Genomic DNA, 11,450 nt, shown 5'->3' on the forward strand with positions numbered 1-11,450 from the left:
AAACTCTCAGCCGCACAGCGTCTTTGACGATGCACACTGGTCCTCGTGCCTCCGATGTCACAGCCCGCGGGCTGGTCTCAACACCAGGGTGTGTCGTTGTTGGACGGGTGGTTCCCGCTCACCGTGCAGATCGTCGCCGTGGTGTTGCTCGTCGTCGCGATCGGATGGCGGACGCGGCGCTGGCGCCTGATCTGGCTGCCTGCGTCGGTTGCCGTCGCCGTCATCGGCGCGTTCCTCGTGCACCTCTACTTCGACTCGCAGGGACTGGCCACCGATCCCGCGCCGCGCAGCCTGTGGATCTGGGTCGGCGTGACCGCGGGCGCGCTGGGGGTGGTCGTGTTCGGCTGGCGCAGCGCCCGGTGGTGGCGACGAGGGGTCGCCATCGCAGTTGTACCGATCGCGTTGCTGGCCACCGGGATCGTGCTCAACCAGTGGGTCGGTTACTTCCCGACTGTGTCGGCCGCATGGGGTGAGATCACCTCGGGCCCACTGCCCGACCAGGTGTCGGCCGACCATCTCGCATCGATGCGGAACACCACCCGGACGACCGGCGCCCTGGTGTCGGTGACGACCCCGGACACCTCGAGTCACTTCGCCCATCGCACCGAGTACGTCTATCTGCCGCCGACGTGGTTCGCCGGTGCCACCCCGCCGAGGCTGCCGGTCGTGATGATGATCGCCGGCGAGTTCAACACCCCGGCCGACTGGATCCGCACCGGCGACGCCATCCACACCGTCGACTCCTACGCTGCCGCCCATCACGGCTCGGCACCGGTGATGGTCTTCGTCGACGCGGGCGGGTCGTTCAACAACGACACCGAATGCGTCAACGGGTCGCGCGGCAACGTCGCCGATCACCTGACCGACGAGGTCCGCCCGTACGTGATCTCGCATTTCCACACGTCGTCGGCCGCGGCGAACTGGGGCATCGTCGGGTGGTCGATGGGCGGCACGTGCTCGGTCGACCTCACCGTCATGCACCCCGACCTGTTCTCGAGCTACGTCGACATCGCCGGCGACGCCGCACCCACGGCGGGTACCACCGCGCAGACCCTGTCGCGCCTGTACGGCGGGAACGCCGCCACGGCAGCGTCGTTCGATCCGGCCACCGTCATGCATAAACACGGCCCATACCAGGGGATCTCGGCCTGGTACGACGACACCGGCGGCAATCCGCAGGGCAGTCGTCGTCCCGGCGGCGCGGGTGGCGGTGGAGGCGGCCACCGCTGGAAGCATTCGGCGCAGAGCAGTGGCACCGGTCTCGGTGGTCGCGGCGAAGGACCCGACACCGACGATCAGGGTCAGGCGGCGCAGACGCTGTGCGCGGAGAACAAGACCGTCGGCATCGCCTGCCAGATACACACCCAGCCGGGTAAGCACTCGTGGCAGTTCGCGACGTCGGCGTTGTCGGTGTCGCTGCCGTGGTTGGCCTCGACCATCAGGGTCCCCGGTGCCTGACCGCCAGTTGGGCACGTAATCACCGCGGTTGGGCACGTAGCGACGCCGGTTGGGCACGTAATTGGATCCACTGGGCACACGATGTCGACCGCACGCGGAATGGTGCCCAGACAACGAGGTTTGGTGCCCAACTGCGGCAGTTACGTGCCCAACTGGCGGGTTATTCGGGGAGGCGTCGACTGCGCAGGGTGGCGTCGCCGGTGGACAGGCGGGCGATGTTGCCCTGCAGAACATCCCGGTAGATCCGCAACTGGTCCTCACCGGCACGGACCTGCTCGGTGAGCCGCTTGGTGTTGTCGGCGGAGATCTCCCGCTCGCCCGACCGCGCGACCAACCGGTCGATGCGGTCGTCGATCGTTGCCGTGTGGGCGAATTCGGCGATGACCCGGAGTTCGATGGCGGCCGACTCGACCACCTCGGCCACCGACGCCAACGCGGCCACCCGGTCGATCAGTTCGGTCCACACCGGACGGAGCGAACTCTCCCGGCTCGCGATGTGGTCACTGAGGTCGGCGTCGAAACCGGCAGCGCGACGGCTGTTGTCGAGATCGACGCGGATGGTCCGCAACGCGATCACGTCGGCAGCGATGTCGGCGAGTTCGGCGTTGAGGTCGACGGCGGTGCGTTGGATGTCGAAGTGGTCGGAATGCCATGCGGGACAACGCACGATCCGGTCGTAGAACGATCCCGCGGCGAACAGGATGGTCTCATACCCGTCGACGAACTTCGCGTCGCCGTTGGGAGACGGCGCCTCGAGGTCACCGAGGATCTCGCTGACCCACCGGTTCCCCTTGTCGAGCCCTGCCTTCGTGGCCGCGGCACCGACCGCACCCGCGACGCGGTCGATGGCCGCGCTGCCGGCGCGGCGGACGTATCCGCCGGAGTTGACGTTGGGCGTCGGCGTGTAGGTCAGCCCGACGAACAGGCGCTCGCGGTCGATCAACTCGAGGTGCACGCCCTCGCGGCGCTCACGTCGGATACCGCGGATGCTGGTGGCGAAGATCCCCTTGCCGGTGATCACGTTCTTCCGGGCGTCGTCGAGCCGCCGGGTCATGGTGTTGCGGCGGGAGCGGATGACCGGGGACACCATCGACGGCAACATCGGGTTCGCGAGCTGCGCCTCGATCGCCCCGATGCTGCGCTGGAGCCGTCGGAGTCCGCCGAATCCCCCGGGACCGCTGATCGACGTCGATGTCGGGACGGGCAGCCCCGCCGACATCCGGCGGATCACGATCTGACGGGCCGCAGCCGACAGGTGCCCGGTCGCGATGACCACCGCGGCGTCGTCGGACAGTTCCGGTTGCACGCCCGGGATCACCGACTTCTCGCACCACCGACCGATTTCGGACGGCGTCATGGGGTCGGGCAGTCGCGCTCCGGGGTGGGGGAAACCGGGGTCGGTCATGGGATCGATGGTACGGATTCGGGTTTCGGAGCGGTGGTCCGCGGACGCCAGAACACCGCGGTCAGACGGTGCAGCAGCCACGCCACGGGGATGCTCAGCACACTGGTGACGATGAGCACGCCGACCATCGACCCGGTGAAGATCGTGTACCCGAGCAGGTCCATCACCAGTTCGACGACCATCAGGTGGACGAGGAAGAACTCGTAGGAGATCTCGCCGAGCCAGACCATCGGACGCGATCCCATCAGTCGGTCCCACCAGGATCCGGCCGGTCCGAGCACCAGCGGTGCGATCAGCCCCAGCGCCACCACCAGGTAGAGCAGCAGCTTGATGACGGTGGCCGAACCCGACAGCGGCGTGATCGTCGGCTCCCCCGCGATCGAGGTGCAGCTGACCTGGAACGCCAGCACGGCGATCAGCACCGACAGCAACGGGTTGATGCGCAGCCGCGTCTGCGCGAGCGCGGCCAGCAGCATGCCGCCGACGAACCAGGTGAGGAACGCCGGGGGCCACAACCGTGCGGTCGGGTCGAGCCCGTCGCCGGTGTGGGTGACGATCGCCCACAGCGGCGACACCGAGCCCAGGACCACCAGCGAGATGACGACGAGGTCCAGCCGCCACCGACCGCGACACACCGCGCTGACGATGAGCCATCCCGCGATGGGCAGCACCACGTAGAAGCCGACCTCGGCCGCGAGACTCCACATCTGGGTGAGCCCCGAGTGCAGGTGGCCGTACCCGTAGATCTGCGTCAACGTCAGGTTGCGCAGCAGCCCCGACCACCCCTGCCCCAGGTCGGAGGTGTCGGTGCGCCACCACGCGAAGATCGCGTAGACCGCGAGCACCGTCACCCAGTAGGCGGGCAGGATACGTCGCGCCCGGTGCTCGGCGTATCGCCGCACCGACGGGCGGCGGGTGCCTGCGGCCAACGACGCCATCCACGGTTTGAACAGCAGGTACCCCGACAGGACGAAGAAGATCGCGACCCCGATCTCCAGGCGGGCGAAGAATCGGCCCGCGAGATCGTCGGTGTAGTTGCCCGTCCAGAACGCGGCGTGCGTCGCGCACACCAGAAAGGCTGCGAGCGTTCGGATCCCGGTCAGCGAGTCGACGCGTCCGGTCGGTCGGCCCGGGGTGGGGGCCGGCCGACTGTCCTCGATGTTCAGGAGGCGCCCGGTGCGGCGAGCAATGCGACCGCGACCCGTTCGAGTGCCGCGACCCGACTGCCCTTGACGAGAACGGCATCCCCGGCGCGCAGGTCGCTCAGCGCCGCGACCGCGGAGTCGATGTCGGGGACGTGGGTGACCGACGTCCCGTAATCGGCTGCGTCGACAGCGATCACGTCCACACCGAGTGCTGCGGCACGTTCACTGATGGCGAGGTGTTCGGCGCGGGCGGTGTCACCGAGTTCGGCCATCACCCCGAGCACCGCGACCCGACGCCGGTCCGACAACCCGACCAGCGCGTCGAGCGCCGCGTTCATCGACGTGGGGTTGGCGTTGTACGAGTCGTTGAGCACCGCGACACCGGAGTCGGTGCGCGACAACTCCATCCGTAGACCGGAGATGGCCGCACCGGACAGCCCCTCGGCGATCTTGTCGAGGTCGATGCCGACGCCACCGGCCACCGCGGTCGCGGCCAGCGCGTTCGACACCTGATGGCGGCCGCGCGCGGCCATCGACACCTCGATCGACCCCCACGGGGTGTGCAGGGTGAACGTCGGGCGGAGTTCGGAATCCAACCGGATGTCGGTGGCGTGGACGTCGGCGGGCGTGGTCAGGCCGTAGCCGATGACCCGTGCGGAGGTGCGTGACGCCATCGCCGCGACGGCTTCCTGGTCGACGTTGAGAACGGCCAGTCCGTCGGCGGGCAACGACTCGACGAGTTCGCCCTTGGCCTGCGCGACCGCGGCGATGCTGCCGAACAACTCCAGGTGGACCCCGTCGACCCGGGTGACGACGCCGATGGTCGGGTGGGCGATGTCGCAGAGGGTCGCGATGTGTCCGACCCCGCGTGCACCCATCTCCACGACGACCGCCTCGGTGCCGTCGGGTGCGCCGAACAGCGTCAGCGGCAGACCGAGCTCGTTGTTGAACGACCGCTCGTTGGCCGCGGTCCGCAGCTGCGTCGAGAGCACCTGGGCGAGGAGGTCTTTGGTCGACGTCTTGCCCACCGAGCCGGTGACCCCGATGACCGGGCCGGTCAGCCGCGCCCGCGCCGCCCGTCCGAGATCGGCGAGGGCCGACGAGGTGTCGGCCACCTGGATCGACGACGCGCCCGCGTCGACCGCACGGTCGGTCAGGAACGCCGACGCGCCTGCGTTCACCGCCGTGTCGATGAAGTCGTGGCCGTCGCGTTCGGCGACGATCGGGACGAACAGTTGTCCTGCCGCCACGGTCCGCGAGTCGATGCTCGCGCCGTCGACGGTGACATCGGGGCCGGTGAGACGGCCGCCAGTCGCTTCCGCCACCTCGCTCGCTGAGAAATGCACCCACCGAAACTACTCCCTCGCCAAGCGACGGACGGGGTCCGTAGGGTGTGGTCCATGCTGATTCCCGCCCCCGAGAGCGGTTCATCTGCCGGCGAGCCCCTGGGCCGACACCGTCTCGTGGTCCTGTTCGGCGGCGTCTCCGCTGAACACGACGTCTCCTGCGTCTCCGCCGCACACGTGTTGGCCGCCGCCGACCGCGGCCGATACGACCTCGTCCCGATCGGTATCACCCACGACGGGCAGTGGGTCCGCAACGACGACGCCATCGCCGCACTCGCCGGCTCGCACGCCCTTCCCTCCTCGCTGAGCACGACGGGCACCGAGGTCGAGGCACTGAACCTGCTCCGCGACGCGGACTCCGACGCTCCGATCGTGGTGCTGCCGCTACTGCACGGGCCACACGGTGAGGACGGCACGGTCCAGGGGATGTTGGAACTCGCAGGCATCCCGTACGTCGGCAGCGGAGTGCTCGGCTCCGCGCTCTGCATGGACAAGGCGATGGCGAAGGTCGCGACCGCGCAGGCGGGTATCCCGCAGTGCCGCTGGCTGGAGTACCGCGACGGCATCGGCACCCGCTCCGACATCGTCGACCGGGTACTGGCCGAACTGGGCCTGCCGGTCTTCGTCAAGCCCGCGAACCTCGGATCGTCGGTCGGTATCTCGAAGGCGCACGACGCCGACGAACTGGTCGCCGCCATCGACCTCGCCCTGACCTTCGACGAGGTCATCGTCATCGAGGAGGGGGTCGTCGGCCGGGAGATCGAGGTGGCGGTGCTGGGCAACGAGGTCCCCGAGACGTCGCTGCCCGGCGAGATCCTGCCCGGCGCAGAGTTCTACGACTACGAGGACAAATACCTCAACGGAACTGCGGCACTGTCGATCCCGGCGAAGCTGACCGACGACGCGATCGCCGAGGTCCGCGAACTCGCCGCCCGCGCGTTCACCGCCCTGCGGTGCTCGGGCATGGCGCGCGTCGACTTCTTCTACGAGGAGGACGGCCGCGGCTGGCTGCTCAACGAGGTGAACACCATTCCCGGCTTCACCCCGTCGTCGATGTACCCGAAGATGTGGGAGGCCACCGGCCTCGAGTACACCGACCTGATCGATCGCCTCGTCGGGCTGGCCGTCGAACGACACCGTCGACGCTCGGGGTTCTCCACCCACCGGTGAACCCGGGCCCCGCGGTGGCACGATGAGGTCGTGAGCAACCAGGCCGTGCGCGGCCAGATCTGGCACAAGGGCGAACCGGTCGACGGTTTCGAACTGGAAAAGGTGTCGGACTGCATCGACGACCCGGACCGCCTCGTCTGGGCTGATCTGATCAACCCGACGCACGACACGATGACCCGGCTCGCCGAAGAACTCAGCCTCAACAAGTGGGCGGTCGAGGACGCGCTGGCCGCCTCCGAGCGGGTCAAGGCCACCGCCTACGCCAAGCACACGTTCGTCACGGTCTACGCAGTCGCGTTCGATGCACCCACGGCGACGACCGGGGACGAGGCCGTCGACGCCGCCGCGGCCCGGATCCGGTTCGAGCGGATCTCGTTGTTCATCGTGCACAACGCACTGATCACGGTGCGTCTCACCGAGGGCGGCGGTGACAGGGGCGACAGCGAGTACAGCGACGTCTTCGACATGGACGAGGTGTTGCGCCGGTGGGATGAGATCGGCGGGCAGGACTACGGCGTGGGCGCGCTCCTGCACGGTCTGCTCGACGTGGTCGTCGACGGGCACTTCGACACCGTCCAGCAGCTCGATGACGCCATCGAGGATCTCGAGGAGTTGCTGTTCGACGAGAAGGTCGCCTCGCGGGCCCTGCAGCGTCGCACCTACTCGCTGCGCAAGAACCTCGTCGCGCTGCGCCGCGTGGTGCTCCCGATGCGCGAGGTCGTGTCGCTGATCCAGCGCAAGCGCCACGAGCTCGGCCACGGTGACACCCTCGAGCCCGAGTTCACCGACCTCTACGACCACGTCCTGCGGGTCACCGAGTGGACCGAATCACTCCGCGACATGGTGACCACGGTGTTCGAGACGAACCTGTCGCTGCAGGATGCCCGCCTCAACACCGTGATGAAACAGCTCACGGCATGGGCCGCGATCATCGCCGTCCCCACCGCGATCACCGGCTTCTACGGCCAGAACGTCCCGTTCCCCGGTTTCGAACACACCGGCGGGTTCATCACCAGCGTGTCGTTGCTGGTGGTGTCGATGACGGTGCTCTACGTGCTGTTCAAGCGGCGGGATTGGCTGTAGTCGCCTGTCGACGCGGTTGTTCCCGAGTCGGCACGAGCCACATCTCACACTGAATCCCCATGTCACGCGCCGTACGGTGGGGGATATGCGAATTCTGGTCACAGGCGCCACCGGCTACGTGGGGTCACGTCTGGTCACCGAACTTCTGTCCGCGGGGCACGAGGTGATCGCCGCGTCGCGCAAGCCCGACGGGCTCGCCGCGTTCGGGTGGTACGACGACGTCGTGCCCGTCGCCCTCGACGCCTCTGACCGCACCGCCGCGGCCACCGCGTTCGGCGCTATCGGACACGTCGACGTCGTCTACTACCTGGTACACGGGATCGGCGAGTCCGACTTCCGGCACAAGGACAACGCCGCCGCGCGCAACGTCGCCGAGGCGGCCAAGGACGCGGGCGTCTCCCGCATCGTCTACCTCGGCGGATTCGTCCCCGAGGGTGAGAAGCTCTCCGAGCACCTCGCCAGCCGCGCGGAGGTCGCCGAGTACCTCGAGGTCGACGGTGGGCCCGAACTCGTCTGGCTGCGTGCCGCGGTCGTCGTCGGCGCCGGGTCGACCTCGTTCGAGCTGGTTCGGTACCTGTCCGACCGACTACCGGTCATCCCGCTCCCGCACTGGGCCGACAACAAGATGGACCCGATCTCCGTGCGCGACGTCGTCTACTACCTCGTCGCCGCAGCAGATGCGGACAAGCTGCCGGCCGGGGCCTACGACGTGGCAGGCGCGAACAAGGCCAGCTACCGCGAACTGCTGTTCACCTACCTCTCCGCAGCGCGACGTCGTCGCATCCCGTTGCCGCTCCGTGGCCTCGGTACCGGGCTCGCGTCGCTGGTCAGCGGACGGTTGGTGCCCGTGCCGACCGAGCTCACCGGGGACCTGGTCGCGTCGTTGGACTATCCGATGTTCGCGTCGGAGGACCGCATCCGATCGATCGTCCCCGACCCGCCCGGCGGCCTGCTCACCGTGCGCCAAGCTGTCGAGGCGTCGTTGCACGCCGGACCGGCGCTGCCGGTCAACAAGCTCGAAGACATCCACCACCTCGCCGACTCCGACCCCGAGTGGGCCGGCGGCGACTGGCTGCGGATCCGACGCGTCGGGTCGAGCGTCATCACCGCACGCGGATGGAACGAGTTCGAGCGCCTCGGCGCCGGCCTCGTGCTGTCGGTCGGTCCCGCCGCGGGGGCCGTGCGCACCGGCGTCGACTTCGCGGTGTCACGTGCCAACAAGATCGCGCCACACATCGGACGGTGAGACCATGACCACGATGACAACCAGGGCAACCGAGGGTTGGGACCAGCTGCGTACCGCGCTGCTCGACCGTCGGCCTACGAATCCCGACGAGGCACGTTCGGTGGTGCGACGCCGCCGGATCGTGGTGATCGTCTTCCTCGTGTTCGGCGCGGTGCTGCTCGCACTGTCGCTGTCGGCGAAACCGGGCGACTCGATCTTCTACGTCTACACACTGGCACTCGCCGGTGTCTGGGTCGTGGGCGCGGCGCTGTCACGACCGCTGCACCTCGGGCGGGTCACCTGGCGCGGACACCGACGCCGACCGGTGCTCACCGGACTCGGCGTGGGTGTCGGTCTCGGCTTGTTCTTCGTGGTCGGCGGGCTCGTGGTCCGCGAGATCCCCCCGATCCGCGACCTGATCGCCGGCGTCTTCGAGTACGCGACGGCAGGCAATCTCGCGCTCGTGGTGGCCATCGCGCTGGTCAACGGCATCGCCGAGGAGCTGTTCTTCCGTGGCGCGTTGTACTCGGCGCTGGGCAAGTACTACCCGGTGGTCTACTCGACGATCATCTACATCGTCGTCACCCTGGCCAGCGGGAACCCGATGCTCGGCTTCGCGGCGATCCTGCTCGGACTCGTGTGTGCGCTGGAGCGTCGCGCGACCGGCGGCGTCCTCGCGCCCATGCTGACGCACGTCGCCTGGACCGCGATCATTTTGCTGGCGCTGCCGCCACTGTTCGGCGTCTGATCCCGTCCACCCCGTCGCTCCCGCGACACCGTTCGACTCCCGCGACCGAGATCCCTGTCGCGCGAGTCGATTCACGTCGCGGGAACGGCGAGGACATGGCGGAAGTGGAGGGATTTGAACCCCCGGTGGTTTCACCCACGCTCGCTTTCAAGGCGAGTGCATTCGGCCGCTCTGCCACACTTCCCAGCGGGATCAGCGTACGTCAGGCCCGTCGATGGTGTTTCGGACCGTGGTGAGGATGCGGGTCATCTCGACCACCTGCTCCGAAGTCAGATGATCGAACATGTATCGACGCACAAGGCGCACATGATCTTTCGCGGCCTCGTGCAGCCGTTCGCGGCCGAGGTCGCTGATACGGACCAACCGGTTGCGGGCGTCGTTGATGTCCGGGAGACGCTCGACGTCACCGCGCTCGACGAGCCGCGACACCTGCCTCGACACCGTGCTGCGCGAGGCCAGTCCGCCGCGCGAGAGGTCCGACATCCGCAGGGTGTCGTTCTCCGAGAGGATCACCAGGATCCGGTACTCCTCGAAGCTGAGGCCGGCGTCGGCGTTGAGCGCGCGGTCGAGAGCTCCGATGAGTTCGTGCGAGCCGTCGACGAACGATCGCCACGCCGCCTGCTCGGTGTCGGAGAGCCAGTCCGCGACCGACTTGTCCGATACCGAGGAATCCTCCACGGAGCCGACAGGCTGACCGTTCACACTCACCAATGATCTCCCTGCACTCCCCGACCGGCCCGAATCCGGCGTCTCGAAAGCCTACGTGGACAAGCGTCCACTCCGCAGTCGTGCGAACGACCGAATGAACACGTTGTGCTCGTCACATCGCTCGTCGCGACCCTTACGTTTCGCCCACTGGGCGACGCGGGTAGAGATGAACGGGTGACTTCCATGCGCATCATCAGCATCCAGGGATCGGGTTCGTCGGCCACGCTCGAGTCAGATCACGCCGATCGCCCCGAGCCGAAATCGGGCGAGGTACTCATCGCGGTGACCGCGGCCGGCGTCAACCGCGCCGACCTCATGCAACGTCAGGGCCTCTACCCGCCGCCGCCCGGCGCCAGCGAGATCCTCGGCATGGAGGTGTCGGGGACGATCGCCGAACTGGGTGACGGTGTCGACGGGTTCTCCGTCGGCGACGAGGTCTGTGCACTGCTCGCGGGAGGCGGATACGCGGAGTACGTCGCCACCCCCGCCGGTCAGGTCCTGCCCAAGCCGACGGGGGTCGACCTCGTCGAGGCGGCCGGGCTCCCCGAGGTCGCGGCGACGGTCTACTCGAACCTGTTCATGGCGGCCGATCTCCAGCCCGACGAACTGGTGCTGCTGCACGGCGGGGCAAGCGGTATCGGTACCCACGCCATCCAGCTCACGCACGCGCTCGGCGCACGGATCGCGGTGACCGCGGGCTCGAAGCGCAAGCTCGACTTCTGCGCCGAACTCGGAGCCACCACGACCATCAATTACAACGACCAGGACTTCGTCGACGTGGTCGGGGAACTGGGCGGTGCCGACGTCATCCTCGACATCATGGGAGCGAAGTACCTCGACCGCAACGTGTCCGCGCTCGCCGACAGCGGACGTCTGGTCATCATCGGTATGCAGGGCGGCGCCAGCGCGGAGCTCAACATCGGAGCGCTGCTGAAGAAACGCGGCTCGGTGGCCGCCACCAACCTCCGGGGACGCCCCGTCGACGGGCCCATCGGGAAGTCCGCGGTCATCGCCGGGGTCCGGGACCACACCTGGCCGCTCGTCGAGGCCGGTCGCGTGCGGCCGATCATCGACCGCACCTACCCGCTCGATCAGGCTCGCCAGGCGCATCAGCATCTCGAGGACAGCGCGGCGATCGGCAAGGTTCTGCTGACGCTCTGAT

At 68.2% G+C, this 11,450-nt stretch carries 10 protein-coding genes and 1 tRNA gene; 6 read left to right on the top strand and 5 right to left on the bottom strand.

Annotation, left to right across the window (positions count from 1 at the left end):
* Positions 1-54: 54 nt before the first annotated feature.
* Positions 55-1,458, top strand: a complete 1,404-nt coding sequence (locus LX13_RS08010; protein WP_253660814.1) for an alpha/beta hydrolase — start codon at positions 55-57, stop codon at positions 1,456-1,458.
* Positions 1,459-1,618: 160 nt separating this feature from the next.
* On the opposite strand, the gene LX13_RS08015 is transcribed toward LX13_RS08010, so the two are convergent.
* Genes LX13_RS08015 through LX13_RS08025 form a run of 3 tightly spaced genes read right to left on the bottom strand, consistent with a single transcriptional unit; the run spans position 1,619 to position 5,354 of the window.
* On the bottom strand, positions 1,619-2,863 hold the full coding sequence (locus tag LX13_RS08015; RefSeq protein WP_253660815.1) for a hypothetical protein: 1,245 nt from the start codon (positions 2,861-2,863) through the stop codon (positions 1,619-1,621).
* On the bottom strand, positions 2,860-4,023 hold the full coding sequence (locus LX13_RS08020; protein ID WP_308214743.1) for an acyltransferase family protein: 1,164 nt from the start codon (positions 4,021-4,023) through the stop codon (positions 2,860-2,862). Before LX13_RS08020 ends, LX13_RS08015 begins: the two co-directional genes overlap by 4 nt.
* A 2-nt stretch (positions 4,024-4,025) precedes the next feature.
* The gene (locus LX13_RS08025) at positions 4,026-5,354 is read right to left on the bottom strand and encodes a UDP-N-acetylmuramoyl-tripeptide--D-alanyl-D-alanine ligase (RefSeq protein ID WP_253660817.1); all 1,329 of its coding nucleotides are present in this window, start codon (positions 5,352-5,354) and stop codon (positions 4,026-4,028) included.
* A 54-nt stretch (positions 5,355-5,408) separates the two neighbouring features.
* Here LX13_RS08025 and LX13_RS08030 point away from each other — a divergent pair, with 54 nt between their 5' ends.
* From LX13_RS08030 to LX13_RS08045, 4 genes are all read left to right on the top strand, one after another.
* The gene (locus tag LX13_RS08030; protein ID WP_253660818.1) at positions 5,409-6,524 is read left to right on the top strand and encodes a D-alanine--D-alanine ligase family protein; all 1,116 of its coding nucleotides are present in this window, start codon (positions 5,409-5,411) and stop codon (positions 6,522-6,524) included.
* Between the two features lie 30 nt (positions 6,525-6,554).
* Positions 6,555-7,607 (top strand): magnesium transporter CorA family protein, encoded by a 1,053-nt coding sequence (locus LX13_RS08035; protein ID WP_253660819.1) that lies wholly within the window; start codon positions 6,555-6,557, stop codon positions 7,605-7,607.
* 85 nt (positions 7,608-7,692) lie between these two features.
* Complete coding sequence (locus LX13_RS08040) at positions 7,693-8,853, top strand: NAD(P)H-binding protein (protein ID WP_253660820.1); 1,161 nt, start codon at positions 7,693-7,695, stop codon at positions 8,851-8,853.
* A gap of 13 nt (positions 8,854-8,866) precedes the next feature.
* Positions 8,867-9,580 (top strand): CPBP family intramembrane glutamic endopeptidase, encoded by a 714-nt coding sequence (locus LX13_RS08045; protein ID WP_372499896.1) that lies wholly within the window; start codon positions 8,867-8,869, stop codon positions 9,578-9,580.
* Between the two features lie 96 nt (positions 9,581-9,676).
* Here the strand turns inward: LX13_RS08045 and LX13_RS08050 are convergent.
* Both LX13_RS08050 and LX13_RS08055 read right to left on the bottom strand, forming a co-directional pair.
* A tRNA-Ser gene (locus LX13_RS08050) sits at positions 9,677-9,764 on the bottom strand.
* A gap of 8 nt (positions 9,765-9,772) precedes the next feature.
* Positions 9,773-10,288, bottom strand: coding sequence for a MarR family winged helix-turn-helix transcriptional regulator (locus LX13_RS08055; RefSeq protein ID WP_253660822.1), 516 nt, complete (start codon positions 10,286-10,288; stop codon positions 9,773-9,775).
* 183 nt (positions 10,289-10,471) lie between these two features.
* Between LX13_RS08055 and LX13_RS08060 the strand changes: the two genes are divergently transcribed.
* Entirely contained in the window at positions 10,472-11,449 is a 978-nt protein-coding gene (locus LX13_RS08060) for an NAD(P)H-quinone oxidoreductase (RefSeq protein ID WP_253660823.1), read from the top strand.
* Position 11,450: the final 1 nt, after the last annotated feature.

This window comes from Williamsia maris (assembly GCF_024171815.1).
GTDB lineage: Bacteria > Actinomycetota > Actinomycetes > Mycobacteriales > Mycobacteriaceae > Williamsia_A > Williamsia_A maris.